21 protein-coding genes and 1 pseudogene are annotated in these 25,029 nt (G+C 70.3%); 7 read left to right on the top strand and 15 right to left on the bottom strand.

All coding sequences use genetic code 11. The features are described from left to right. Positions 1–118: 118 nt before the first annotated feature. From OHT51_RS15755 to OHT51_RS15735, 5 genes are all read right to left on the bottom strand, one after another. Positions 119–2,455 carry an ABC transporter permease gene (locus tag OHT51_RS15755; protein ID WP_328879575.1) on the bottom strand — a complete coding sequence of 779 codons (2,337 nt, stop codon included), beginning with the start codon at positions 2,453–2,455 and terminating at the stop codon, positions 119–121. Beyond that, a complete protein-coding gene (locus tag OHT51_RS15750; protein WP_328879574.1) occupies positions 2,452–3,141 on the bottom strand; it encodes an ABC transporter ATP-binding protein in 690 nt (229 codons plus the stop codon). The genes OHT51_RS15755 and OHT51_RS15750 overlap by 4 nt, the downstream gene beginning before the upstream one ends. Next, a complete protein-coding gene (locus OHT51_RS15745; RefSeq protein ID WP_328879573.1) occupies positions 3,138–3,662 on the bottom strand; it encodes a PadR family transcriptional regulator in 525 nt (174 codons plus the stop codon). Before OHT51_RS15745 ends, OHT51_RS15750 begins: the two co-directional genes overlap by 4 nt. Before the next feature lie 283 nt (positions 3,663–3,945). Continuing rightward, positions 3,946–4,203 (bottom strand): hypothetical protein, encoded by a 258-nt coding sequence (locus tag OHT51_RS15740; protein WP_328879572.1) that lies wholly within the window; start codon positions 4,201–4,203, stop codon positions 3,946–3,948. Continuing rightward, entirely contained in the window at positions 4,200–5,135 is a 936-nt protein-coding gene (locus tag OHT51_RS15735; protein WP_328879571.1) for an SPFH domain-containing protein, read from the bottom strand. The genes OHT51_RS15740 and OHT51_RS15735 overlap by 4 nt, the downstream gene beginning before the upstream one ends. A gap of 277 nt (positions 5,136–5,412) precedes the next feature. On the opposite strand from OHT51_RS15735, the gene OHT51_RS15730 reads away from it, so the two are divergent. Next, on the top strand, positions 5,413–7,800 hold the full coding sequence (locus OHT51_RS15730; protein ID WP_328879570.1) for a transglycosylase domain-containing protein: 2,388 nt from the start codon (positions 5,413–5,415) through the stop codon (positions 7,798–7,800). Between the two features lie 86 nt (positions 7,801–7,886). Here the strand turns inward: OHT51_RS15730 and OHT51_RS15725 are convergent, their stop codons facing one another. From OHT51_RS15725 to OHT51_RS15710, 4 genes are all read right to left on the bottom strand, one after another. Continuing rightward, positions 7,887–10,043 (bottom strand): SpoIIE family protein phosphatase, encoded by a 2,157-nt coding sequence (locus tag OHT51_RS15725; RefSeq protein WP_328879569.1) that lies wholly within the window; start codon positions 10,041–10,043, stop codon positions 7,887–7,889. 310 nt (positions 10,044–10,353) lie between these two features. Beyond that, positions 10,354–11,052 (bottom strand): cytidylyl-2-hydroxypropylphosphonate hydrolase, encoded by a 699-nt coding sequence (fomD, locus tag OHT51_RS15720; RefSeq protein ID WP_328879568.1) that lies wholly within the window; start codon positions 11,050–11,052, stop codon positions 10,354–10,356. 72 nt (positions 11,053–11,124) lie between these two features. Beyond that, positions 11,125–12,510: a class II fumarate hydratase gene (locus tag OHT51_RS15715; protein ID WP_328879567.1), complete on the bottom strand. Its 1,386-nt coding sequence runs from the start codon at positions 12,508–12,510 to the stop codon at positions 11,125–11,127. Between the two features lie 241 nt (positions 12,511–12,751). Further along, complete coding sequence (locus OHT51_RS15710; protein WP_328879566.1) at positions 12,752–14,419, bottom strand: fumarate hydratase; 1,668 nt, start codon at positions 14,417–14,419, stop codon at positions 12,752–12,754. A 186-nt stretch (positions 14,420–14,605) separates the two neighbouring features. On the opposite strand from OHT51_RS15710, the gene OHT51_RS15705 reads away from it, so the two are divergent. Both OHT51_RS15705 and OHT51_RS15700 read left to right on the top strand, forming a co-directional pair. Beyond that, a complete protein-coding gene (locus OHT51_RS15705) occupies positions 14,606–15,289 on the top strand; it encodes a DUF1707 SHOCT-like domain-containing protein (RefSeq protein WP_328879565.1) in 684 nt (227 codons plus the stop codon). Positions 15,290–15,464: 175 nt separating this feature from the next. Further along, the gene (locus tag OHT51_RS15700; protein ID WP_328879564.1) at positions 15,465–15,842 is read left to right on the top strand and encodes a WhiB family transcriptional regulator; all 378 of its coding nucleotides are present in this window, start codon (positions 15,465–15,467) and stop codon (positions 15,840–15,842) included. 68 nt (positions 15,843–15,910) lie between these two features. On the opposite strand, the gene glpX is transcribed toward OHT51_RS15700, so the two are convergent. Then, positions 15,911–16,948: a class II fructose-bisphosphatase gene (gene glpX, locus OHT51_RS15695; protein ID WP_328879563.1), complete on the bottom strand. Its 1,038-nt coding sequence runs from the start codon at positions 16,946–16,948 to the stop codon at positions 15,911–15,913. A 127-nt stretch (positions 16,949–17,075) separates the two neighbouring features. On the opposite strand from glpX, the gene OHT51_RS15690 reads away from it, so the two are divergent. After that, entirely contained in the window at positions 17,076–17,597 is a 522-nt protein-coding gene (locus OHT51_RS15690) for a DUF4245 domain-containing protein (protein ID WP_328879562.1), read from the top strand. An 81-nt stretch (positions 17,598–17,678) separates the two neighbouring features. Here OHT51_RS15690 and OHT51_RS15685 read toward each other — a convergent pair whose 3' ends face one another. The 3 genes from OHT51_RS15685 to xseA all read right to left on the bottom strand — a co-directional run bounded on the left by OHT51_RS15685 (position 17,679) and on the right by xseA (position 19,933). Further along, positions 17,679–18,269, bottom strand: coding sequence for a malonic semialdehyde reductase (locus OHT51_RS15685; protein ID WP_328879561.1), 591 nt, complete (start codon positions 18,267–18,269; stop codon positions 17,679–17,681). 155 nt (positions 18,270–18,424) lie between these two features. Continuing rightward, complete coding sequence (locus tag OHT51_RS15680; RefSeq protein ID WP_328879560.1) at positions 18,425–18,679, bottom strand: exodeoxyribonuclease VII small subunit; 255 nt, start codon at positions 18,677–18,679, stop codon at positions 18,425–18,427. Between the two features lie 9 nt (positions 18,680–18,688). Then, positions 18,689–19,933: an exodeoxyribonuclease VII large subunit gene (xseA, locus tag OHT51_RS15675; protein ID WP_328879559.1), complete on the bottom strand. Its 1,245-nt coding sequence runs from the start codon at positions 19,931–19,933 to the stop codon at positions 18,689–18,691. A gap of 71 nt (positions 19,934–20,004) precedes the next feature. Here xseA and OHT51_RS15670 point away from each other — a divergent pair, with 71 nt between their 5' ends. Further along, positions 20,005–20,631 (top strand): hypothetical protein, encoded by a 627-nt coding sequence (locus OHT51_RS15670; protein ID WP_328879558.1) that lies wholly within the window; start codon positions 20,005–20,007, stop codon positions 20,629–20,631. Positions 20,632–20,634: 3 nt separating this feature from the next. Here OHT51_RS15670 and OHT51_RS15665 read toward each other — a convergent pair whose 3' ends face one another. Then, positions 20,635–22,113: an APC family permease gene (locus OHT51_RS15665; RefSeq protein WP_328879557.1), complete on the bottom strand. Its 1,479-nt coding sequence runs from the start codon at positions 22,111–22,113 to the stop codon at positions 20,635–20,637. 32 nt (positions 22,114–22,145) lie between these two features. Here OHT51_RS15665 and OHT51_RS15660 point away from each other — a divergent pair, with 32 nt between their 5' ends. Beyond that, positions 22,146–23,171, top strand: a complete 1,026-nt coding sequence (locus tag OHT51_RS15660; RefSeq protein ID WP_328879556.1) for a 4-hydroxy-3-methylbut-2-enyl diphosphate reductase — start codon at positions 22,146–22,148, stop codon at positions 23,169–23,171. A 29-nt stretch (positions 23,172–23,200) separates the two neighbouring features. Then, entirely contained in the window at positions 23,201–23,950 is a 750-nt protein-coding gene (gene ppgK, locus OHT51_RS15655) for a polyphosphate--glucose phosphotransferase (RefSeq protein WP_328879555.1), read from the top strand. Positions 23,951–23,965: 15 nt separating this feature from the next. Here the strand turns inward: ppgK and OHT51_RS15650 are convergent. Next, positions 23,966–24,499: pseudogene (locus OHT51_RS15650) on the bottom strand (DUF6542 domain-containing protein); the annotation flags it as partial. Positions 24,500–25,029: the final 530 nt, after the last annotated feature.

Genomic DNA, 25,029 nt, shown 5'->3' with positions numbered 1-25,029 from the left:
GCCCTGATCTCCCGGCCCATGTGGGTCGGGGGCCGGGTCCGAGACCCGGCCCCCTTGATCACTCCGGCGATCACTCCGGCGATCACTCCGGCGATCACTCCGGCGATCGCCCCGGCGATCACTCCGTGCGCAGGCCGTCCGCGCGCATCAGGCGCAGCAGCGGAGGCAGGCTGAAGAGGGTCACCGTGAGGACGACCCCGGCGCCGATGCCCGTCATTGCCAGCACGCTCGCCCAGTCCACGGTCACCGCGGCGCCGGCCATCTTCAGCAGGACGGCGCCCAGTGTCAGCCCCACGGTCGACGCCAGCAGCAGGCCCAGCGCGATCGGGATCGCCGTCTGCCAGAGCACCGACAGGCTCAGCGTGCGGCGCCGGGTGCCGAAGGCCACCAGGGACGACAGCAGCTTCTTGCGCTCGCGCAGCTGCTCCAGCTGGGAGACCAGCAGGCTCGCGCCGATCAGCAGCAGGACGCAGGTGGCGCCGACGAACAGCCCGTTGCGGATGGAGCGGAACTCCAGGGACTCTCGAGTGGAAGCCAGCGTGAACACGTCCGCCAGCGGGTCCAGCCGGGCTGCGGTGTTGCGCGCGTAGTCGCCGGCGTCCGGCACGGACGGGTCCAGTGCCAGGAACACCCGCTGGACGAGGCCTGCCTCGGCCCCCTCGGGCAGCGCGCCCGGGGTGAACAGCAGGCCGCCGCGCTCGTAGCCGGTCGGGTCCTCGCGGGTCGCCGCCGTCTTGATGCCGCCCGGCACCTTCCACGCCACCGTGTGACTCGTCATCCCGCTGTAGCCGGGGTCGAAGTACAGGGTGCCACCCGCCTTGACGAGTTTCTCCGAGCCGTCGTCGTACTCGCCGCCGACGATCCGGAAGGTGTCCCCGTCCCGGCAGGACTTCAGACGCGCCACCTCGCGCAACTCGGCGCAACTGCCGACGGCCACCTCCAGCGAGTTCTCCGGTTCCTTCGCCTTCTCGCCGAGCGTGCCCAGCGACAGGGCCGACGCCCGGCGTACGCCCTCGGTCTCGCCCAACTGCCGGGAGACGTCGTTCAGCGGGACGTCGCCGTGCACGTGGACCGTCATCTGGGCGCGGTTCAGGTCGTTGTCGGTCTGCTTGGTGTAATCGCCCTCGACCCCGGCGAACAGCATCTGCAGCGCGATAGCACCGGCCACCGCGACCGCGATGCCGTTGACCATGCGCGCGGCCGAGCCGCTGCTCAACTGCAGCCTGCGGACGGCCAGCTGCCAGGAGACCGACCCGGAGTTCAGCCGGGCCACCACGGCCTCGACCAGCCACGGCAGCAGGGTGGTGACGCCGACCAGCAGCAGCACGGTGCCGCTGATGACCATCCACTCGTTGAAGTTCCCGTTGTCGTTGCCCTGTCCCACCATCGGGTACAGCAGCGCGAGACCGCCCACCGGCAGCAGCAGCCGCCACCACAGCCGACGACGCGGGGGCTTCGTCGTACGGACCACACCGAGTGGCTCGATGACGACCCCGCGCAGCGCGAACAGCGTCACCAGGACCGCCGCGGCCGGTACGGCGACGGCGACCAGCAGGGCGAGCGCGATCGACGGGTTGAGGTCGCTCGGGAACACGCTGATGTCCCGCACCTTCAGCAGAGTCGCCAGGTGACGCCCCGCCAGGAAGAACCCGGTGCCGAGAACGAGCCCGAGCAGCGCCCCGGCGAGCGCCTCGCCGCCCGCGACCCGGCGCGCCATCCGCCCGTCCGCGCCGACCAGCCTGAGCGCCGCGAGCCGACGGTCCCGGCGCTCGCCGCCGAAGCGCACGGCCGCCGCGATGAACACACCGACCGGCAGCAGCAGCACCACGAAGATGATCATGATCAGCAGGATCAGGATCGGGTCCAGCCCGTCGTCCTGCACCGTGGCGGAGGGGCCGAAGTAGTCGATCCGCTCGACGGTGCCTCCGGCCAGCTGGTCCTGGAGCCCCGCCCCGCCCGCGTAGTAGGCGAGTTCGGTGGGCCCGATCAGCCCGGGCTGCTCGATGGTGCCGGTGACCTTGTAGGGGATGCGTTCACGCAGCAGCTTGCCGGAGTCGGACTTCAGCAGCTTCTGCAGCGCGGGCGAGGCGATCATCTCGCCCTTCGCGGGGAACTCGTCCACGCCCGGCGGCAGTGGCGCCAGCTCCCCCTCGGGCTCCAGGAGCCGGCCCCGTACGTCGTCACCGCGGAACTCGGTGTCGGCGCTGGCGATGATCAGCGTGTCGACCGCCTTCGGCATCACCGTCCCGCTGTACGTGAAGTCGTCCCGGGCGCTACCGCGTCGGTCACGCTCGGACAGCGCGCTCGGGATCGCGGTCGTCAGCAGCAGCAACGCCACCCCGAGCCCCACGCCGACGGCCGTCAGCAGGGCCCGGACCCACCCCTCGCGGCCGCCGGCGAAGGCGAACCGCACGCCCATGCCCAGATCCTTGGCCCACTGGGACGCGGCACTCATACGACGCGCTCCATGTCCCGGGACTTGCCGTCCCGTACGACGATCTCGCGGTCGGAGTAGGCGGCCACCCGCGCCTCGTGCGTGACGAGGACGACGGCGGCGTTGGTCGAGCGGGCGGCCTCCGTCAGCAGCTCCATCACACGCTCACCGTTGAGGGAGTCGAGCGCGCCGGTCGGCTCGTCGGCGAACAGCACGCGCGGGTTGGTGACCAGGGCTCGGGCGACGGCGACGCGCTGTCCCTGACCGCCGGAGACCTCACCGGGCCGCTTCTTGCGCAGGTCGTCGACCTCCAGCCGCTCCATCCAGGTCAGGGCCGCCTTCTCGGCCTCCTTGCGGGAGGTTCCGTTCAGCCGCAGCGGAAGGGCGACGTTCTCGACGCAGGTCAGTTCCGGCACCAACTGCCCGAACTGGAAGACGAACCCGAACTCCGAGCGCCGCAGGGCGCTGCGCTGGGCGTCGCCCATGGTGGCCAGCTCGCGGCCGTTGTAGGTGATGGACCCCGAGTCGGGCGGCACGATGCCGGCGAGACAGTGCAGCAACGTCGACTTGCCCGAGCCGGACGGGCCCATGACGGCGACGACCTCGCCGGGGTGGATGGAGAACTCGGCGCCGTCGAGCGCGAGGGTCGGGCCGTAGGCCTTGCGCAGCTCCTGGGCCGCGAGCAGGGAACCGGGAGGAGGAGTCACTTGGTCACCACCTCGGCCAGCTTGTCGAGACGCGCGGCGGTGAGTTCCAGCCAGCGCAGGTCGGCCTCGAGGTGGAACAGGGCGTGGTCGCAGATCAGCTGATCGGCGAGGTCCCCCTTCCGCTTCCGGTCGGTGAGGATGCGCATCATCCGCAGGTGCTCGGAGCGCTGGGTGTCGAGGATGTCGGCCGCGTTGCGCTGGGTGAGCAGAGCGAGGACGACCTTCGTGTAGAGGGTGGACTGGAGGTACGGCTCCGGCTTCTCGGGCGTCGCGAGCCACTGCTGCACGTCGGTGATCCCGGCGTCGGTGATGGCGTACCGCTTGCGCTCGGGCCCGCCGCCGGGCTCGATCCCGTCGACCTCGACGAGCCCGTTCTTCAGCAGCCGGGACATCGTCGAGTAGACCTGGCCGTAGTGCAGCGGCCGGTCGTGACCGAACTTCTCGTCGAAGGCCCGCTTCAGGTCGTAGCCGTGACGCGGGCCGGACTCCAGGAGCCCTAGGAGGGTGTGACCGATGGACATGCCGAGGACACTACACGGGGTGTATACGCGGCATGTATACGCGGAGTGTGTAGATCATGGCGGCGGGTGTGAAGGCCCTGGTGGGAGGTGATTGTCACGGTTTTGCTACATGGACATGGCAGGGCGACGGCGGGGCCATGGAAGGGGCGGGGAGCCCCATGGGTCCGGGCCCGTCCGGCGTGCGCGGACGGGCCCGGCTCAGCCAATTCCGCCGGTCCGGCGCGCACGGGCGAGGGTCGGCTCAGCCAATTCCAGCCCGTCCGGCGTTTGAGGACGAGGCCGTTCAGGCCGACGGGGGTCTGGGGGCGGAGCCCCCGGGTGGCCGACCACGGCGAGGAAGAGGCCCCGTGTCCCGCGGCAGCCGACCGGCGTCAGCCAAAGCCTTCCGCAGCAGGAACTCGATCTGGGCGTTGGCCGAGCGCAGTTCGTCCCCCGCCCACCGCGCCAGCGCCTCGTACACGGACGGGTCCAGCCGCAACAGCACCTGCTTGCGCTGCTGCGGCCGACGCTGAGGGGCCGACCCCTCGGACGGAACCGTCACTGGTAGAGCGTCCCGGTGTTGAGGACCGGCTGCGGGGACCTGTCGCCGCACAGCACCACCATCAGGTTCGACACCATCGCCGCCTTCCGCTCGTCGTCCAGCTCCACGATGTCCCGCTCGGAGATCCGCGCGAGCGCCGCCTCGACCATGCCGACCGCCCCGTCGACGATCTGCCGCCGTGCCGCGACGACCGCGCCGGCCTGCTGCCGCTGGAGCATCGCGGAGGCGATCTCGGGAGCGTACGCGAGATGCGTGAAGCGCGACTCGATGATCTGCACCCCGGCCGCTTCCACGCGTGCGTGCAGTTCGACGGCGAGCTTCTCGGTGATCTCCTCGGCGTTGCCGCGCAGGGAGAGGCCGCCCTCGTCGTGGGCGTCGTACGGGTACTCGATGGCGATGTGCCGCACGGCCGCCTCGGTCTGGGTGGAGACGAACTCCAGGAAGTCGTCGACCTCGAAGGTGGCCTGCGCGGTGTCCTCGACCTTCCACACCACGACCGCGGCGAGCTCGATCGGGTTGCCGTAGGCGTCGTTGACCTTGAGGACGGCCGTCTCGTGGTTGCGGACCCGGGTCGAGATCTTCGTACGGGACGTGAAGGGGTTCACCCAGCGCAGCCCGTCCTCCCGGATCGTCCCGCGGTACCGCCCGAAGAGCTGGACGACCCGGGCCTCGCCCGGCGCGACCATGTTGAGCCCGCACATCGCGAGGACCGCGGCGACCGCGACCAGAACCCCGGCGATGATCAGCACCGCCTTGGCACCGCCTCCGGAGACTGCCGCGGTGCTGACGATCAACCCCGCGCCGGCCAGCAGCCCGACGAGGCCCAGCAGCAGGGCGAGCCCGCCGCCGATGCTGTGCGCCGTGAACTCACGTACGCGTGGGGCGGGCATCTCGGGTACGTCGGCGGTGACGGATGTGGTGTCGGTAGGCATGGGTGATTCCCCCGTTTCGTTCGCATCTATCCACGAAGCCACGGCGGCTTCGTCTAGCTTCGAACTAGCTAAGTGATATCACTTTACCCCGCCCGGGCAACCCTATGCATCCCTGAGCCGTCGGTTCCGGTGGGACAGGTGCTGATTGTCACGTCCGCAAAAGACCGGATCGACAGCTCTTTGTCACAACTTCCGGTGTTAGCTTTCTGAGCTGACCTGAGCGGCGAACCTGTGTGGCAGGAGTGCACACAAGAGCGAAGCGGAGCGGAACACACCCATGGGACGAGCGGAAGACAGACGAGCGCGTCAGCAAAGCGGGCGCCGCGCCGCGCCCCGGCGCACGTCCGGGATGCCCTCGGCCCCCGTGGGAGGCGAGTCGGCCACCGTGGTGGGCCCGCCGGCCGCCCAGGGTGGCCGGGCCGCGGCCCGCCGGGCGGCCAAGAGCGCCGGCAAGGGCGGCGGCAAGGGCCGAATACGCCGGCTCTTCACCTGGAAGAAGATCCTCGGCACCTTCCTCGGCGCGTGCCTGCTCGGCATCGGCGCCTTCATCGCGCTCTATCTGGCTGTCGACATCCCGAAGGACAACGCGGCCGCCCAGGCCGCCCAGCGCCAGAGCAACGTCTACAAGTACAGCGACGGCAGCACCCTGGCCCGCGACGGCGACGTCAACCGCGAGATCGTGGACCTGGCCAAGGTCCCGAAGGAGGTCCAGCGCGCCTTCGTCGCAGCGGAGAACAAGTCCTTCTACAAGGACAACGGCATCGACCTCAAGGGCACGGCCCGCGGTCTGCTGAACACCGTGATGGGCAAGGGCGCGCAGGGTGGTTCGACGATCACCCAGCAGTACGTCAAGAACTACTACCTCAGCCAGGAACAGACGGTCAGCCGCAAGCTCAAGGAGATGGTCATCTCCCTGAAGGTCGACCGCCAGCTGTCCAAGGACGAGATCCTCGCCGGCTACATCAACACCAGCTACTACGGCCGCGGCGCCTACGGCATCCAGGCCGCCGCCCAGGCCTACTACCGCGTCGACGCCGAGAAGCTCAAGCCCGAACAGGGCGCGTACCTGGCCGCGCTGCTCCAGGCGCCGAGTCAGTACGACTGGGCGGTCGCGTCCGAAACCGGCAAGAAGCTGGTCGAGGCCCGCTGGAACTACGTCCTGGACAACATGGTCGAAGAGGGCTGGCTCGACCGGTCCGACCGCCAGGGCATGACGTTCCCGGAGCCGAAGGAGCCCAAGCCCACCGCCGGCCTGGAGGGGCAGAAGGGCTATTTGATCGAGCTCGCCAACCAGCAGCTGATCAACCAGCTGATGAAGCAGGAGGGCATCACCCGCTCCCAGGCCGAGGCCGAGGTCGTCGACCAGGGCTGGACCATCACCCTGAACATCGACAAGAAGAAGCAGGCCGAGCTGGAGAAGGCCGCCAAGGCGCAGCTGACCGACAAGCTGGACCCGAAGAAGCGCAAGGTCGACGGGAACGTCCAGGCCGGCGCCGTCTCCGTCGATCCCAAGACGGGGAAGGTCGTCGCCCTGTACGGCGGCGTCGACTACTTCAAGCACTACACCAGCAACGCGACCCGCACCGACTACCAGCCCGCCTCGACGTTCAAGCCGGTGATCCTGGCGGCCGCCCTGGAGGAGAGCGCCGAGACCCAGGACGGCGACCCGATCACCGCGAACACGATCTACGACGGCACCAGCAAGCGGCCGGTCGTGGAGGGCGGCAGCAAGGTCGGCTTCGCGCCCGAGAACGAGGACGACCAGGACTACGGCGACGTCACCGTCCAGACGGCGATGAACAAGTCCGTCAACTCCGTCTTCGCGCAGATGGGCGTCGACGTCGGCATGCCGAACGTCATGGACGTGGCCGGCAAGCTCGGCATGGACACCACCAACGAGCAGGCCGTGCCCGCCCAGACCCTGGGCACCATGGGTGCGAGCCCGCTGCAGATGGCCGGGGTCTACGCCACCCTCGACAACCACGGCAAGAAGGTCACGCCGACCATCCTCAAGTCGGCCGAGCACAACAGCCGCGCGGTCGAGCTCCCGGACCCGATCGGCGAGCAGGTCATCAGCCCGCAGGCCGCCGACACGGTGACCTCGGTGCTGACGGGCGTGGTCGACGACGGTACGGCCCGCACGTCCGTGGCGAACAACCCCAAGCGCGACGGCCAGAAGGTCGCCGGCAAGACGGGTACGTCCGACGACAACAAGTCGGCTTGGTTCACCGGTTACACGCCCGACCTGGTCACCTCGGTGGGCCTGTTCGGCGAGGACGCCAAGACCCACGCCCAGACCAAGATGTACGGCGCGGGCGGCGAGCCGCGGGTCAACGGTGGTGGTTTCCCCGCGCAGGTCTGGGCGGCGTACATGTTCGGCGTCACGGACTCGGACGCGAGGTTCGACCTCGACACCGACCAGGGCGCGGCCGTCCAGCCGACCTGGACGCCGACTCCGACCGAGGAACCGACGACCGAGGAACCGACGGACGAGCCGACCACGCAGAAGCCGACGGACGAGCCGACAACCCAGGAGCCGACGGACGAGCCGACAACCCAGGAGCCGACGGACGAACCGACGACCCAGGAGCCGACGGACGAACCGACGGACGAGCCGACGGGCGACATCACCCTGGACCCGGCCAGACCCGGAAACGAACAGTAGAGCAGCGTCCCGTCAGGGGCGCGGGGAACTGCGCGACCGGCCACGACACACCCGCAGCCGGCGATGCGCAGTTCCCCCTACGGCGACTAGCCCCGATTCAGCTCGAACCAGACGACTTTCCCGGTGCTCAACCGCGTGGCTCCCCACCGCCGAGCCAACCGGTTGACGAGGTACAGCCCTCGCCCGCCCTCATCAGTCGCCCGCGCCTGCCGCAACCGCGGCAACTGCGGCACGTCGTCCCCGACCTCGCAGCGCAGCACGTCGGTCCGCAGCAGACGCAACGTCACCGGCCGCGAGGCATACCGCACCGCGTTGGTCACGACCTCGCTCACCAACAGCTCGACCGAGTCGGTGAGTTCCTCCATGCCCCAGCGGGCGAGGGCGCGGCGGGCCAGGCGCCGGGCGCGCCCCGGGGCGGCGTCCTCCGGCTCCAGGAACCAGTACGCCACGTCGCTGGGTGCGATCCCGTCGAAGCGGGCGGCGAGCAACGCGATGTCGTCGTCGCGGTCGCCGGGACCGAGCATGTCGAGGACCTCGTCGCACAGGGCCTCCAGCGGCGGCGGATGGTCGGGCCCGGTGAGCTGCGCGGTCGCGGCGAGCTTCTCGCGCAGCTGCTCTATACCGGTCCACACGTCACGCAGGCGGGACTCGACCAGGCCGTCGGTGTAGAGGAGCAGGGTCGCTCCGGCCGGTGCGTCCAGTTCCACGGCCTCGAAGTCGACACCGCCGACGCCGATCGGGGCGCCCGCCGGCACCCGCAGTACCTCCGCGCGGCCGCCCAGGTGCAGCAGGACGGGCGGCGGATGGCCGGCGTTGGCGATGGTGATGCGGTGCGATACCGGGTCGTAGACGGCGTACAGGCAGGTCGCCATGCGGTCGGTGCCCAGGCGCTGGGCCTGCTCGTCGAGGTGGTGCAGGACCTCCTGCGGAGGCAGGTCGAGGCCGGCGAGGGTCTGGGCCGTGGTCCGCAGCTGGCCCATGATCGCGGCCGACGTCATGGAGTGGCCCATGACGTCACCGACCACGAGGGCGACACGGCTGCCGGGCAGCGGGATCGCGTCGTACCAGTCGCCGCCGACCCGGGCGGTCTCGGCCGCCGGGAGGTAGCGGGAGGCCAGCCGTACGCCGGTCGGGCGGGGGAGCGTCTCGGGCAGCATGGTGCGCTGGAGCTCGTCGGCGATGTACGCCTCACGGCCGTACAGCACCGCCTTGTCGATGCCGAGCGCGCTGTGCGTGGCGAGCTGGGCGGCGACGAGGAGGTCGTCGGGCTCGAACGCGAGGCGTTCCGGGCGGCGCAGGAACACCGCGGCGCCGATGACGCGGCGCCGGCCGCGCAGCGGGGCGAGGATCGCACGCTGACCGTCGGGGATGATCAACTCGCCGTCGTCGCCGAGGAGTTCGGGCAGGGCGGCGCGCGCGGCGGGAGCGTCGGCGAAGACGGGACGTACGCCGCGCAGCACCTCGGCGAGCGCGCCGCCGGGCCGCACCTCGCACAGTTCGGAGGTGAGGGCGGACAGTTCGGACAGCTCGGTCGGCTCCGGCTGCTGTGCGCCCGAGGGCAGGAAGCTGCCTTCGGTGTCCCGCTCCTCCGGGATCCGGTCGGTGCGGCGCAACCGCAGCACGACGGGCCCCGTGGGCCGCTCGTCGCCGACCGGCAGCGGGTCGCGCAGATAGACCAGGATCGCGTCGGAGAAGGTCGGCACGGTCGCCCGGCACAGCCCCATCACGATCTCGTCCAGGTCGATGCCGCGGGCGATCCGCCGGGTGGCGGCGCCCACGAAGCGCAGCCGGTCACCGTCCCGCCGCATGGGCGTCGGGCGGCCGGGCACCAGGCCCTGTCCGGTGCGCCGCTCGGCGGACGACTGCGGCGGCTCGGCGCCGGGCTGCGGCGGGATGGCCTCCGGAACGGGCCGCGGCCGGTGCGTGTCGGGCTCGGCGGCGACGGAGGGCTGCGAGTGCTCGGGGCCGTTGCCGGCGATGTCTGAGGGCTCCTTGCTCGGGCCGGACGGTGCGGTGGTGCCCGGCGTGGAGGGGGTCTCTCCGGTGCGTGCCTGCGCGGGTAAGGGGGTGCCTGCGCCGGCGCCGCCGCAAGGGGGGTGCGACGGCGTGGAATGCGCAGGCGTGGAGTGCGGCGTCGACTGTGTCGAGGTACGCACGAGCGCCCCGCGGGGCTCCGCGGGGTCGACGCCCGTCTCGGGGCGTTCGAAGGAGGTCGGCTGCTCCGTCACGCCTTTCGAATCCATCCGTCCGGGGCTGCGCGCCGCGCGTGCAGTTCGTCCCGCCGAAACTCCGATACCCGCAATACGTGCCCCAGGAACGGAATTCCCGCGTGGCCAGGGGCGGTTCCTGTGCCGCCGGTGGGGCGTCTGCTCCCAGGGCCGGCGTAGAAAGCCCCGCCGGCCCTGGCGGCGTTGCCCTGGTAACCCTCGCTCACGTCCTGCCGCCCCTCGGTGACGATCGGTCAAGCCCGGCGCGCACTTCGGTAGTTGCCGCCCAAGTGCGCCCTTGCGGAGGACGATCCTACGTTTGTTGCCCGGGGGCGCATCAAGGGTCTCATGAGGACATGTGCGCGGGCGTGCGATCCCAGTCCTCAGGCAAAGAAGGTACAGCCCAGGCGGGATCCGGGCGCCAGTGCTGCCAGTCGTCCGAGAACGGCGGCCCCCAGGCGCGGATCACCTCGACCGCGTCGCGCCCCGCTTCCCGCACCCGCGCGGCGAGCCGGTCGTCCACCAGCCCGTCCCGCTGGGCCTGCGCGAACTCGTCCTCGTCCCGCCAGTGCCAACTGCGGTCCGGGTGCACGGAGATGTCGAGGAAGTGGTCCTCGGAGTCCACTCCGCCCGCCCAACGAGCCAGCGGCTCCTCAAGGTTCACGTACCAGTTCTTGAACAGCCATCCGGGCTCCCAGAACAGCCACACCGACCACGGCTCACCGGGCCGCGCGAGCTTCAGCACCCCGGTTCCGAACCACCGGTCGCGCTGGACGGCGCGCGGCTTGGTGTACCGCGTCTCCAGGGGTTCCAGGTGCACGGACGTCCCGTCGGCGAGCACGGGCTTCACACACTCCGTGCCCGGAGCCAGCCATACGGCGAGGATCTCGTCGTCGTCCCGTACGACGGTGACGGGACGCGCGATGTGGAAGCGCCGGCCCGCGTTCTCCCGGTACCGCCACAGGATCTGTGTCCCGGGCGCCCAGAAGCGGGTCGACCCACCTGCTTCCACTTCCGTCGTCGTCACCGCTCCACCGTCTTCCATGGACAGATATTAGGTGCCGTAGGCATACGACGCTGCGGTGTCCGTCACGGTTCACACCGTCGTGCCAGACGGTTACGGCCGTGTCATCCGCAGGACATCGAGGGCCTCGTCCAGCTGCTCGACGGTGAGGTCGCCCCGCTCCACGTACCCGCTCTCCAGGACGACTTGGCGGATCGTCTTCCGCTCCGCGAGGGACTTCTTGGCGACCTTGGCGGCCTCCTCGTACCCGATGTACTTGTTGAGCGGCGTGACGACGGAGGGGGACGACTCGGCGTACTCCAGGGCCCGTTCGCGGTGGGCGACGATGCCGTCGACGGTGCGGTCGGCCAGCAGCCGGGACGCGTTGGCGAGCAGGCGGATGGATTCCAGGACGTTCTTCGCGATGACCGGAAGCATCACGTTCAGCTCGAAGTTGCCCGCGGCGCCGGCGGTGGCCACGGTGGCGTCGTTGCCGACGACCTGCGCGGCGACCATCAGGACGGCCTCCGGAATGACCGGGTTGACCTTGCCGGGCATGATCGAGGAGCCCGGCTGGAGATCGGGGAGGCTGATCTCCGCGAGGCCGGTACGCGGCCCGGAGGACATCCACCGCAGATCATTGGCGATCTTGGTCAGCCCCACGGCGATGGTCCGCAGCTGCCCGCTGGTCTCGACGATCCCGTCCCGGGCGCCCTGCGCCTCGAAGTGGTCGCGCGCCTCGGTGAGCGGCAGCCCGGTGGCGCGGGCCACCTCCTCGATGACGGCGGCGGAGAACCCGGGGGGCGTGTTGATGCCGGTGCCCACGGCCGTGCCGCCGAGGGGGAGTTCGGCGAGCCGGGGGAGGGAGGCCTCAAGTCGCTCGACGCCGTACCGCACCTGGGCGGCGTAACCGCCGAACTCCTGCCCCAGCGTGACGGGCGTGGCGTCCATGAGGTGGGTCCGCCCCGACTTCACGACGTCGGCGAACTCCTCGGCCTTGCGCTCCAGCGACCCGGCGAGGTGTTCCAGCGCCGGGATCAGGTCGCGGGTGACGGCGGCGGTGGCGGCGATGTGGATGGAGGAGGGGAAGACGTCGTTGGAGGACTGCGAGGCGTTGACGTGGTCGTTGGGGTGCACGTCCCGCCCGAGCCGCTCGGTCGCGAGGGTGGCGACGACCTCGTTGGTGTTCATGTTGGACGACGTTCCGGACCCGGTCTGGAACACGTCGACCGGGAAGTGCTCGTCCCACCGCCCCTCGGCGACTTCCGCGGCCGCGTCCTGGATGGCCTCGGCGATGTCCTTGTCGAGAACTCCCAGGTCGGCGTTCACCTTCGCGGCGGCGCCCTTGATCCTGGCCAGGGCCTCGATATGGGCCCGCTCGATGCGCTGCCCGGAGACGGGAAAGTTCTCGACGGCGCGCTGGGTCTGGGCCCGCCACTTGGCGTCGGAGGGCACCCGGACCTCGCCCATGGAGTCGTGCTCGATGCGGTAGTCGCTCATGCCTGAGTAAGCGTGCGGGGCGGCGGGGTTGTTCCTGTGCTTGGCCCATCCGGGTTCCACCGGTGGGTTTCGCCCCCGCCGCCCCTACCCTTCCCGTCCTTGAAGGGGCTCCGCCCCTTCGACCCCGCTCCTCAAACGCCGGAGGGGCTGGTTTGTCAGCCCGTCTGGGGGTGCCCCCTCTGGGGGAGTTTGAGGACGAGGCCGTTCAGGCCGAAACCGATTGCGTGCCGTCCCGCAGGGACTACGCCAGCCCCGGCCCCCGCACCGGAATCGACGTGAACGTCGGCGCGGGCGCCGGGTCCTGGAAGAAGTCGTTGCCCTTGTCGTCGACGACGATGAACGCGGGGAAGTCCTCGACCTCGATCTTCCAGACGGCCTCCATGCCGAGCTCCTCGTACTCGACGACCTCGACCTTCTTGATGCAGTCCTGGGCGAGGCGGGCGGCGGGGCCGCCGATGGAACCGAGGTAGAAGCCGCCGTGCGTGCCGCACGCGTCCGTGACCTGCTTGCTCCGGTTGCCCTTCGCGAGCATCACCTTGGAGCCGCCGGCCGCCTGGAACTGCTCGACGTAGGAGTCCATGCGCCCCGCGGTCGTGGGGCCGAAGGAACCCGAGGCGTAGCCCTCCGGTGTCTTGGCCGGGCCGGCGTAGTACACCGGGTGGTCCTTGAGGTACTGCGGCATCTCCTCGCCCGCGTCCAGCCGCTCCTTGATCTTGGCGTGCGCGATGTCGCGGGCCACGACCAGCGGACCGGTGAGCGAGAGCCGGGTCTTGACCGGGTACTTGGTCAGCTCGGCGAGGATCTCGTCCATCGGCTGGTTCAGGTCGATCTTCACCACGTCCGACGACTCGTCGAGGTGCTCGTCCGTGGTCTCCGGCAGGAACCGCGCCGGGTCGGTCTCCAGCTGCTCCAGGAAGACCCCCTCGGCGGTGATCTTCGCGACGGCCTGGCGGTCGGCCGAGCAGGACACGGCGATGGCGACGGGGCACGAGGCACCGTGCCGCGGCAGCCGGACCACCCGCACGTCATGGCAGAAGTACTTGCCGCCGAACTGCGCGCCGATCCCGATCTGCTGCGTCAGCTCGAAGACCTTCTCCTCCAGCTCCTTGTCCCGGAACCCGTGCCCGAGCGGCGAGCCCTCGGCCGGAATCTCGTCCAGGTAGTGCGCGGAGGCGTACTTGGCGGTCTTCAGCGCGTACTCGGCGGAGGTGCCGCCGACGACGATCGCCAGGTGGTACGGCGGACAGGCGGCCGTACCGAGCGAGCGGATCTTCTCCTCCAGGAACTTCATCATGGAGGCCTCGTTCAGGACGGCCTTCGTCTCCTGGTAGAGGAAGGACTTGTTGGCGGAGCCGCCGCCCTTCGCCATGAAGAGGAACTTGTACGCGCCCCCGTCGGTGGCGTACAGCTCGATCTGCGCGGGCAGGTTCGAGCCGGTGTTCTTCTCCTCCCACATGGTGAGGGGAGCCATCTGCGAATAGCGCAGGTTGAGGTTCAGGTACGCGTCGTAGATGCCCCGGCTGAGGGCCGACTCGTCGCCGCCCTCGGTGAGCACGTTCTGTCCGCGCTTGCCCATCACGATCGCCGTGCCGGTGTCCTGGCACATGGGCAGCACGCCGGCGGCCGCGATGTTGGCGTTCTTCAGCAGGTCCAGCGCCACGAACTTGTCGTTGCTCGACGCCTCGGGGTCGTCGATGATCCGCCGCAGCTGCGCGAGGTGCGCGGGCCGCAGATAGTGCTGGATGTCGTGGATGGCCTCCTCGGCCAGCTTGCGCAGCGCCTCGGGCTCCACCTTGAGGAACGTCCGCCCGTCGGCCTCGAAGGTGGAGACACCCTCGGCGGTCACCAGCCGGTAGGGGGTGGTGTCCTCTCCCATGGGGAGCAGATCGGTGTACGCGAACTCAGGCATCTCGCCCATTCCTCACTCGACAGACAGCGGCTGGCCTCCATTGGCAGCGTCCACCAGCGTAGAACCTGCCTCCGACGGTGAGCTTGTGAGGTAAGGCTCAGTTCGATATCCGGTGATCCACTCGGCCTCCGGGATCGACCCGGACGGGGTCTATCGCGATCTATCGTGTTTGGGTACGCTGCTGCCGTGGACCTTCAGAAGCAGACCGCACCCGCTGCCGCGACCGAGCTCCGTGCCTCCGACGCGGACCGCGACCGGATCGCCGACATCCTGCGCGACGCCCTGGCCGAGGGCCGCCTCACCGCCGACGAGCACGCGGAGCGCGTCGAGGGCGTGCTGGCCGCCAAGACGGTCGGCGAACTGGACGTCTTCATACGGGACCTGCCCGCCGCCCACCAGCGCCGCGCACCCCATGCGCCCGCCCCCGGCCGCCCCGCCCCGGGCGCGATCCCGACCGAGCCCGACGACAACGTGGTCGCGGTCTTCAGCAGCGCCGTCCGCAAGGGCCGCTGGCGCGCGGGCCGCCGTATCCACGCGTACGCGGTCTTCGGCAGCGTGGAGATAGACCTCAGCGAGGCGCTCTTCGAGTACCAGCAGGTCATGATCCGGGCGGTCTCGATCTTCGGCAACGTCGAGGTCCGCGTCCCGGAGAACGTCTCGCTGCGCGGCACCGGCGGCGGCGTCCTCGGCAACTTCGAGGTGGACCACCTCGACGCGGAGGACCCGTATGCGCCGGTGGTCCATGTCGATGGCTGGGCCGTGCTCGGCAACATCGAGGGCAGGCCGAAGCGGGGCAAGCTCGTCGCGGACATACTCGACCGCGTCCAGCGCAAGGTCGACAAGGGTTTGCGCAAGCATCTGGATCGTTGACGGTTGTGAAGCGGACCGGCTCCTTCCTGGCTCCCGGGGCCTTCCGGGGGTCGCACAGCGGCGCGCAGGACCCCCCGAAATCCAGCGGTTCGGAACTGACTGCATAGGCGCGCGTACAGCGGGTAGACCTTGCTGCATCGTCTCTCGCTCGCGAAGCCGTCGTCAGGAGTAGACCGTGCTGCAACCGCCGCATTCGTCCCTGCAGGTAGCTGCCGTTCCGGCCCAGCGGGTGCCAGCGCGAGACAGGGATCAAGACGCCCCATGGCATACGGAGGCCGTGTGCCGGCGTGACGAGGCCGGCCTCTTCTTCGCCCCCTCCAAGGAGCCCACCGCGGCCCGCCTCTCGCGTGAAGAGGCCGCAAAGCGGGTCTGTGCCCGCTGCCCCGTCATGGTCGAGTGCCGCGAGCACGCTCTGCTCCAGCCCGAGCCGTACGGCGTATGGGGCGGCCTCACCGCAGCCGAACGCCGAGTGGTCCTGGCGAGGCGCCGCCGCCGCGAGATGGAACTGAAGAAGACGGCGAGGACGACCGACCGCATAGCGCAGGCAGGCTGAGAAACAAGAAACAGGGCGCCCCCTCCGCACCGGGGGCGCCCTGTTCGGCTGTGAGTTGCAGTTGCGCCCTACTTCGCGCGGTCGAAATCAATCGCGCTGTACGCCCGCAGCTTGCTCAGCCGGTGCTCGGAATCGATCCGCCGAACCGTCCCCGACTTGGACCGCATCACGATCGAGTCGGTCGTCGCGTTCTCCGACCGGTACCGCACACCGCGCAGCAGCTCACCGTCGGTGATCCCGGTGGCGACGAAGAACACGTTGTCCCCGGCGACCAGGTCATCGGTCATCAGCACCCGGTCCAGGTCGTGCCCGGCGTCGATCGCCCGCTGCCGCTCCTCGTCGTCCTTCGGCCACAGCTTGCCCTGGATCGTGCCGCCCAGGCACTTCACGGCGCAGGCCGAGATGATCCCCTCCGGCGTGCCGCCGATGCCGAGCAGCATGTCGACGCCGGTGCCCTCGCGCAGCGCGTAGATCGACCCCGCGACATCGCCGTCGGAGATCAGCTTGATGCGCGCACCGGCATCCCGGATCTCCTTGATGATGCCCTCGTGCCGGGGCCGGTCGAGGATGACGACGGTGACGTCCTCGGGCGTGGACCGCTTGGCCTTCGCGACCCGGCGGATGTTCACGGACACGGGCGCGTCTATGTCGACGAAGTCGGCGGCCTCGGGGCCGGTGACCAGCTTGTCCATGTAGAAGACGGCGGACGGGTCGAACATGGACCCCCGGTCCGCCGCGGCGAGCACGGAGATCGCGTTGGGCATGCCCTTCGCGGTCAGCGTGGTCCCGTCGATCGGGTCGACGGCGATGTCGACCTCGGCCCCGGTCCCGTCGCCGACCCGCTCCCCGTTGAAGAGCATCGGCGCCTCGTCCTTCTCACCCTCGCCGATGACGACGACGCCGTTCATCGACACGGTGTGGACGAGGGTCCGCATGGCGCGCACCGCGGCGCCGTCGGCGCCGTTCTTGTCGCCCCGCCCGACCCAACGGCCCGCGGCCATCGCCGCTGCCTCGGTCACACGGACCAGTTCCAGGGCGAGGTTGCGATCGGGGGCTTCGCTGGGTACTTCGAGCTCGGACGGCAGATGATGATGATTCTCGGTCATCGAGGCGCACCTTTCTGATACGACGACGGCCGGATGAGGGTGACCGCCCTGACTCTATCCTCGGGCGCGCAGAATGAGCAGGGGGCCCCACGGATGAGCAGCCGGGGCACCTGCGACGATAGGGGGCGTGGCAGGTTCGAACGGCAAGCAGAAGTCGGTCCGCAACATGGTCCTCTCGCTCGGAGTGACCGTGCTCGCGGCGGGAGTCATCTATCTCTTCGTCCCCCATGATGACGGCGAACCCGACCTCCCGCGGGTCGACTACCGCGTGGAGCTGCTCACCGCCCGTCGCGCGGCGTCGTACCCGGTGGTCGCACCGCAGGGTCTGCCCGACACCTGGAAGGCGACGTCCGTCCGCTTCAAGGGCGACGACTTCGACGCCTGGCATCTCGGCTTCCACACCTCGGCCGGGGCGTACGTACAGGTCGAGCAGTCGACCGAGAAGCCGGCGACGTTCCTGGAGGAGGCCACCCAGGGCGGGCAGGCGACCAAGGACACCGAGCAGATCGGCGACCGGACGTGGACGCGCTACACGGGCGGCCGCTACGACGCACTGGTGCACCAGGACAAGGGTGCGACGACCGTGGTGGCCGGCACGGGCTCGTTCGAGCAGCTGACGCAGATGGCGAAGGCCCTGAAGGCGGAATGAGCACCTGAACGTGACGAAGGCCCCCGGCTGCGCCGGGGGCCTTCGTCACGTGCGCTTGGTTCAAGCAGCGACAGTCCGGACTCAGACCGTCGTGATGACCTCGTCGTACGCCAGACGCGGGGAGCGGGGGTACCAGGCGTCGGGGCCGGGCCTGCCGATGTTCACGACCATCAGCGGGGTGTGGTCGTCGTCCAGGAACTCCTTGCGGACGCCCTCGAAGTCGAAGCCGGTCATCGGGCCGGCGGCCAGCCCGGCGGCGCGGACGCCGACGATGAAGTACGCGGCCTGCAGGGCGGCGTTCAGCCCGGCGGCGTTCTCGCGCGCCGGACGCTCGCTGAAGAAGACGTCCTTGGCCTGCGGGAAGGCCGGGAACAGGGCCGGCAGCTCCTCGTGGAACTCGTTGTCCGCGGACAGGATCGCGACCAGCGGGGCGGCGGCCGTCTTGGCCTGGTTGCCCTCGGCCATGTGCTGCACCAGGCGCTCACGGGCCTCGGCGGAGCGGACCAGGGTGATGCGCAGCGGGGTCTGGTTGAAGGCGGTGGGGCCGTACTTGACCAGGTCGTAGATGGCCTGGACCTGCTCCTCGGTCACCGGCTCGTCGGTGAAGGTGTTCGCGGTGCGGGCCTCGCGGAACAGCAGGTCCTGGGCGGCGGGGTCAAGAACGAGAGACATGCGTGAACCTTCTCGGGTAGGGCGTGCGTCGAGCGTCATGCGTGGTGCGGGTAAACGGACCGGGGACCGTTTGATGCTTCGACGGTACGCGAGATAAGTTCAAGCTTCAACAAAAAGCGGGGCGTGGTGATCCGCTTCACAGCCCCGCTCATGCGTTACCGGTCGTCCGAGCCGTCCGCGCCGCTTTTCTGCTCGGCCTCGGCCTCGGCCTCCTCGGCGAGAGCCGCGTCCAGCCGCGCCCGCGCCCCGTCCAGCCAGCGCCGGCACACCTTGGCCAGCTCCTCGCCCCGCTCCCAGAGCGCGAGGGACTCCTCCAGCGTCGTACCGCCCGCCTCCAGCCGCCGTACGACCTCGATCAGCTCGTCCCGGGCCTGCTCGTACCCGAGTGCCTCTTCCACCTTGCTGGTCATTCGCCCACCCTATGCATCGGTCCGTGCGTCGCTTGGCGCGTCGCTTCCTGCGTCGACTCGTACGGAGAACTCGCCCTCGGCGACCCGCGCCCGCAGCGCCTCGTCGGCCGTCACCTCGGCCGGCTCCCGGACCACATGCCCGTCGGCCCTCTGCAGCACCGCATACCCACGCTTCAGGGTCGCCGCGGGGGAGAGGGCCACCACGCGCGCGTGCGTGTGCGTCAGCTCGGAGGCTGCGCGATCGAGGAGGTGGCCGAGGCAGCGGCGGCCGCGGTCGAGGAGCGAGGCGACGTGATCGGCGCGCTCGTCGATCATCCGGTGCGGATCCTCTATCGAGGGCCGCGCGAGGGCATGGGCGAGCCCGCGTTCCTCGCGCTCCACGAGTGCCTCGACACACCGCCGGGCCCGGTCGCGCAGCATCCGCACCCGCTCGTACTCCTCACCCACGTCCGGTACGACCTTCTTGGCCGCGTCGGTGGGGGTGGAGGCGCGCAGGTCGGCGACGTAGTCGAGGAGGGGGTTGTCGGGCTCGTGCCCGATGGCGGACACGACCGGCGTCCGGCACGCGGCGACCGCCCGCACCAGCTGCTCGTCGGAGAAGGGCAGCAGATCCTCGACGCTGCCACCGCCCCGGGCGACGACGATCACATCCACGTCGTCGATCGCGTCGAGCTCCTTGACCGCCTGCACGACCTGCGGCACGGCATGCACGCCCTGCACGGGGACATTGCGCACCTCGAAGCGGACCGCGGGCCAGCGGTGGCGGGCGTTCTCCAGGACGTCCCGCTCGGCCGCGGAGGCCCGGCCGCAGACCAGGCCGATCAGCTGGGGGAGGAAAGGCAGCGGCTTCTTGCGCTCCGGCGCGAAGAGTCCCTCGGCGGCGAGGGACTTCTTCAGCATCTCCAGCCGGGCGAGGAGCTCGCCGACGCCGACGGGCCTTATCTCCGAGGCACGCAGGGAGAGCTGGCCGCGGGGCGCGTACCACTCCGGCTTGGCGAGGACGACGACCCGGGCGCCCTCGCTCACCACGTCGGCGACGTTGTCGAACACCTGCCGATACGCCGTCACGCTCACGGAGATGTCGTACGACGGGTCCCGCAACGTCAGGAACACGACGCCGGCACCGGGGCGCCGCGACAGCTGGGTGATCTGGCCCTCGACCCAGATCGCCCCGAGCCGGTCGATCCAGCCCCCGATGAGCCGGGACACCTCGCCGACGGGCAGGGGGGACTCGGCGGTTGTGTTCGCAGCCATGCGGCGAGCGTATCGGCCGGTACCGACAAAACGGTTTCCCCGGCCGACAACAGCCGTGCCAGAGTGCGCGCATGTCCGACGACGTTGGCTTTCCCGTGCTGCGCACCGGCGACCCGGCATGTGCGCTGCGCCTGGCCCGACGTCTGGTGGCCGTGGGTGACACGCGGCACGCGGAGGTGCTGGTCGACATCGATCTGCCCGGCGTCGAGGACGTGCTGCGCGCCCGGTCCCTGTGGCCCCAGGCGTGGTTCACCTGGGAGGGCGGGCCCATCGTGTGGGAGCGGGGCGATCTCGTCGACCCGACCGGACTGATCGGCGGTGTCCGGGGCGCCGACCTGCCCTCCGACCACGGGAGGCTGTCGGAGCACCTTCCGCTGCGGATGGAACTGTGGGAGCAACCCCTCGGCAGTGTCGAGGACGACTTCGTGGCCCTGGCCGCACCGCACGTGGCCCAGCTCCACTGGTGGAACTTGGACTGGCCCGAGGTGCCCGAACTCGGGCTGCACCCGGAACGCAAGCACGCCGAGGTCACCGTGCTGTTCAACACCCCGACGCCCGCACTGGAGGAGCGCGTCGACGGCCACACCGTCCTTGTCCATGTGCGGGACACGAGCAACAAGGAGTCCATGCTCCGCCGCGCTTCCTGGGTGGCCGAGCAGGCGGGGGTGACGGTGATCGGCGGTCCGGTGCGGGGGTGACGGTCATCGGCGGTCCGGTGCGGGCCCGGTGAACTGCGACCGCGCCACGAGTACGGCCACCCCAGCCAGGAACCACACCGTCCCCACCACCTGCGCGACCCCCGAGGCCTCCACGATCACCGCGATCGTGATCGCCGCCCCCAGCACCGGCACCACCGCGTGCCGCCACCAGCTCACCGACGCCCCGTTCTCACCCCGACCCCCACGCCGCACCACAAACCACCCCACCACGCTCGCGTGCAGCAACGTGAACGCCGTCAGCGCCCCGACGTTGACCACCGACGCCAAGTGATCCAGCCCGTCATCCCGCCGGGCCGCCCACACGGCAGCGACCAGCGTGACGACGCCCGCGCACAGCAGGGCGACCCGCGGGACGCCGGAGTCCGTCCTGAACAGCACCCGCGGCAGCCCCCGTGCCCGCCCCATCGCGAACAGCAGCCGCCCCGCCGCGGCCTGCCCCGCCAGAGCGGCGAACGCCGCGCCGATCGCCTTGCTCACGGCCACCAGATCGTGCAGCCACGTCCCCACCGACGCGTCCACGGCGTCGTAGAACGCAGCCCCCTGCCGCTCCGGCTCGGCCGCCAGCTGCGCGGACGACACCGGCTCCAGCAGCGCCACCAGATAGGTCTGCGCGATGAACAGCACCCCGGCCAGCGCAAGGCAGAACAGCACCGCGCGAGCCACCTTCTCCGACCCGCCGGTCACCTCCTCCGCGAAGGAGACGATCGCGTCGAAGCCCAGATACGACAGCACCGCGACCGACACCGCGCCGATCACCGCCGCCGCCTCGAACGAACCCTGCGTACCGTCACCCGACAGCGGCGACAGCCACCCCCGCTCGGCCCCGGCCCGCGCGAGCACGACCACCGCCGCCACCACGAAGACCAGCAGGACCACGATCTCCATCGCGAGCACCAGGAAACCCACCCGAGCCGCCACCCGCACGCCCCACAGGTTCAACAGCGTCGTGATCACCACCGCCAGCGCGGTCCACACCCATCGCGAGACCTCCGGAACCAGCGCGTTCATCGCGATACCGGAGAAGAGATAGGCGACGGCGGGAATCAGGAGGTAGTCCAGCATCGCCATCCAGCCCGCGATGAATCCGGCCCGCTCACCGAGCCCCACGCGCGCGTACGCGAACACCGACCCCGCCTGGGGGACCACCCGCACCATCTGCGCGTAGCTGAATGCGGTGAACGCCATGGCGACCGTCGCGACGACGTACACCAGCGCGACCGCCCCGTGCGAGCGCGCGTCCAGCGTGCCGAACACGCCGACGGGCGCCATGGGCGCGATGAACAGCAGCCCGTAGACGACCAGGTCACGGAAGCCGAGGCTCCTGCGTAGCTCGTGTCCTTCGTGGACGTACGCTCCGCTGTGCCGGTCCCGGACATCACGCCTCCGCCAGTGCCTCGTCCGTCGCTCCGTTTCCCACCCCTCACAGCCCACGGTCAGTGTCCCCACCAACCTGTCACCCATGCGATCTTCGACCCGCCGGACGCACCCTTACGATGGGACGCATGACTGCTTCGCCTGGCCGCCGTGTCCTGCTCGCCGCCCCCCGTGGCTACTGCGCGGGTGTGGACCGCGCCGTGATCGCCGTCGAGAAAGCCCTGGAGCAGTACGGCGCTCCGGTGTACGTCCGGCACGAGATCGTCCACAACAAGTACGTCGTGCAGACCCTGGAGAGGAAGGGCGCCATCTTCGTCGAGCGGACCGAGGAGGTGCCGCCGGGGAACATCGTGATGTTCTCCGCGCACGGCGTCGCCCCTGTCGTCCACGAAGAGGCCAAGCGCGGCCAGCTCGCCACCATCGACGCCACCTGCCCCCTGGTCACCAAGGTCCACAAGGAAGCCGTCCGCTTCGCGAACGAGGACTACGACATCCTCCTGATCGGACACGAGGGCCACGAAGAGGTCATCGGTACGTCCGGTGAGGCCCCCGACCACATCCAGCTCGTCGACGGCCCGGACGATGTCGCCAAGGTCGAGGTCCGCGATCCGTCGAAGATCGTGTGGCTGTCCCAGACCACCCTCTCCGTCGACGAGACCATGGAGACCGTCGACGCGCTCAAGGAGAAGTTCCCGCAGCTCATCTCCCCGCCCAGCGACGACATCTGCTACGCCACGCAGAACCGCCAGCTCGCGGTGAAGCAGATGGGCGCCGAGGCCGAGCTGGTCATCGTGGTCGGCTCCCGCAACTCCTCCAACTCCAAGCGGCTGGTCGAGGTCGCCAAGCTGGCCGGCTCCCGCGAGGCCTACCTCGTGGACTTCGCCAGCGAGATCGACGAGGCCTGGCTGGAGGGTGTCACCACGGTGGGTGTCACCTCCGGCGCGTCCGTCCCCGAGGTGCTGGTCGAGGAGGTCCTGGAGTGGCTGGCCCAGCGTGGCTACGGCGACGTCGAGCTGGTCAAGGCGGCCGAGGAGTCGATCACCTTCTCGCTGCCGAAGGAACTCCGTCGTGACCTGCGCGAGGAGGCGGCGACGCTGATCGCCGAACGCACGGGGTCCGGCGGTTCCGGCGACTCCGGGGAGTGACTGTCAGTCCTTCGTCGTAACGTAGGGCCATGCAGATCTTCGGCTTGGACATCGGCGGATCCGGGATCAAGGGTGCCCCGGTGGACCTGGACAAGGGCGACCTGGCGGAGGAGCGCTTCAAGGTGCTCACTCCGCACCCGGCCACGCCGGACGGGGTGGCGGACGGCGTGAAACAGGTCGTCGAGCACTACGGCTGGACGGGGCCGGTCGGGCTCACCTTCCCCGGAGTGGTCACCGGCGGCTCCACGATCCGTACGGCGGCGAACGTCGACAAGAGCTGGATCGACACCGACGCGCGCGCGTTGTTCAGCGAGCGCCTCGGCGGCCACCCGGTGACAGTGGTCAACGACGCGGACGCGGCCGGCGTCGCCGAGATGCGTTTCGGCGCGGGCCGCGACCGCCGCGGCACCGTGATCCTCCTCACCTTCGGCACGGGCATCGGCAGCGCGCTGTTCACCGACGGCGCCCTGGTGCCCAACACCGAGCTGGGCCACCTCGAACTCCACGGCCACGACGCGGAGAAGCGCGCCTCCAGCAAGGCCAAGGAGGACGAGGACCTGTCCTGGGAGCACTGGGCCCACCGCGTCCAGAAGTACCTCGCCCATGTCGAGATGCTGTTCTCCCCGGAGCTGTTCATCATCGGCGGCGGGGTGAGCAGGAAGGCCCACAAGTTCCTGCCCCACATCGAGGGCATCAAGGCGGACATCGTCCCGGCGCAGTTGCAGAACAACGCGGGGATCGTGGGCGCGGCGATGCACGCGGCGGAGCAGGACCGCTAGCCGACCGGCAGACGCTCACGTCTGGTGGCGCCGGGCCGCCGCCCTGCGCGCCACCAGACGCACTCTCCGTACGAGCACGATGAGACCGGCGATCAGCGTCCCCCCGTACAGCCACCCGGCCTGCGTGGCGAGGCCGGTGAATAGGCCCATCAAGTGCCCGCTGATCCCGTCACCGTGGTCGGACATCGGAAGCAGCCCCACGGCGAACGCGATCGGCAGGACCACCGGCGCGGTCATCAGGTCGCCCCTGCGCACCCAGACGGCCGTCAGCACACACACCGGCACGAACAGCACGCCGTACAGCGCGAGCGAGGACCCGAACAGCAGCGAGTCGAGGTAGCCGAGCACGACCATCACGGCACCGCAGAACAGACCGCTGCCCAGGCCGGTGAGCCGGGGGTTGGGAAACCGGCGCAGAGCCTGCGGCGCCGGGGGCGGTCCGGGGTGCCGTACCGCCGCTGCCGCCGGGCCCGAACTCGGGCGGCGCTGGGCGACGGGCCGGGTGGCGCGCGGGGGTGCGGCGGGTTGCGCGGCCCGCGCGGGCCGGCCGCCCCGGGCTGCCGCGGCGGACCGTGGGGCGGCCTCCGGATTCCCTGCGGCGCCTGGGGCCTCTACGGCCCCCGCGGACCGGGGGGACCGGGGGGACCCTGCGGACTCTGCGGCCGTTGCTGACCGTGCGGACCGGGCAGACCCTGCTGACTCTGCGGACCGAGCAGAGCCTGCTGACCGCGCAGGCCAGGCGGGCCGTGTGGGCCAGGCCGACCGAGCCGCACCGCTCATACCTCGCGAGAATCCGCCCTCGCCCCGCCTCATGCCACCCTCACCCCGCACCACTCGGTCTTCACCCCGCGCCAGTCCACTTGCGCTGTCTTCACTTCGCAGCCGCCCCGAGCCCTCTCGTCTGAGCCCCGAGCCGGTCTGCTCGTGCGGCGCCTCTCGCTGTCCGTGCCCCGCGTCAGGCCGCCCGCGCCCGTCTTCATCGCGTTGCGGCCCCGCACCATTCCGTCCGCGCCACGCACTGCGCCGTTCGCGCCGCGCTCCAAGCTGTCCTCTCCCCGCACTGCTCCGCTCACACCTCG

Origin of the sequence: Streptomyces sp. NBC_00299, assembly GCF_036173045.1 — a bacterium.
Lineage (GTDB): Bacteria > Actinomycetota > Actinomycetes > Streptomycetales > Streptomycetaceae > Streptomyces > Streptomyces machairae.
This window is presented reverse-complemented; position numbering and strand designations above follow the sequence as displayed.

Coding starts and splice junctions, on each gene's coding strand:
- OHT51_RS15685 (WP_328879561.1), bottom strand. CDS start 18,269: ATGTCTCTCGTTCTTGACCCCGCCGCCCAGGACCTGCTGTTCCGCGAG.
- OHT51_RS15745 (WP_328879573.1), bottom strand. CDS start 3,662: ATGTCCATCGGTCACACCCTCCTAGGGCTCCTGGAGTCCGGCCCGCGT.
- OHT51_RS15725 (WP_328879569.1), bottom strand. CDS start 10,043: ATGGATTCGAAAGGCGTGACGGAGCAGCCGACCTCCTTCGAACGCCCC.
- xseA (WP_328879559.1), bottom strand. CDS start 19,933: ATGGCTGCGAACACAACCGCCGAGTCCCCCCTGCCCGTCGGCGAGGTG.
- OHT51_RS15715 (WP_328879567.1), bottom strand. CDS start 12,510: ATGAGCGACTACCGCATCGAGCACGACTCCATGGGCGAGGTCCGGGTG.
- OHT51_RS15735 (WP_328879571.1), bottom strand. CDS start 5,135: ATGCCTACCGACACCACATCCGTCACCGCCGACGTACCCGAGATGCCC.
- OHT51_RS15660 (WP_328879556.1), top strand. CDS start 22,146: ATGGGACGCATGACTGCTTCGCCTGGCCGCCGTGTCCTGCTCGCCGCC.
- OHT51_RS15730 (WP_328879570.1), top strand. CDS start 5,413: ATGGGACGAGCGGAAGACAGACGAGCGCGTCAGCAAAGCGGGCGCCGC.
- fomD (WP_328879568.1), bottom strand. CDS start 11,052: ATGGAAGACGGTGGAGCGGTGACGACGACGGAAGTGGAAGCAGGTGGG.
- OHT51_RS15665 (WP_328879557.1), bottom strand. CDS start 22,113: ATGGGTGACAGGTTGGTGGGGACACTGACCGTGGGCTGTGAGGGGTGG.
- OHT51_RS15710 (WP_328879566.1), bottom strand. CDS start 14,419: ATGCCTGAGTTCGCGTACACCGATCTGCTCCCCATGGGAGAGGACACC.
- glpX (WP_328879563.1), bottom strand. CDS start 16,948: ATGACCGAGAATCATCATCATCTGCCGTCCGAGCTCGAAGTACCCAGC.
- OHT51_RS15755 (WP_328879575.1), bottom strand. CDS start 2,455: ATGAGTGCCGCGTCCCAGTGGGCCAAGGATCTGGGCATGGGCGTGCGG.
- OHT51_RS15680 (WP_328879560.1), bottom strand. CDS start 18,679: ATGACCAGCAAGGTGGAAGAGGCACTCGGGTACGAGCAGGCCCGGGAC.
- OHT51_RS15670 (WP_328879558.1), top strand. CDS start 20,005: ATGTCCGACGACGTTGGCTTTCCCGTGCTGCGCACCGGCGACCCGGCA.
- ppgK (WP_328879555.1), top strand. CDS start 23,201: ATGCAGATCTTCGGCTTGGACATCGGCGGATCCGGGATCAAGGGTGCC.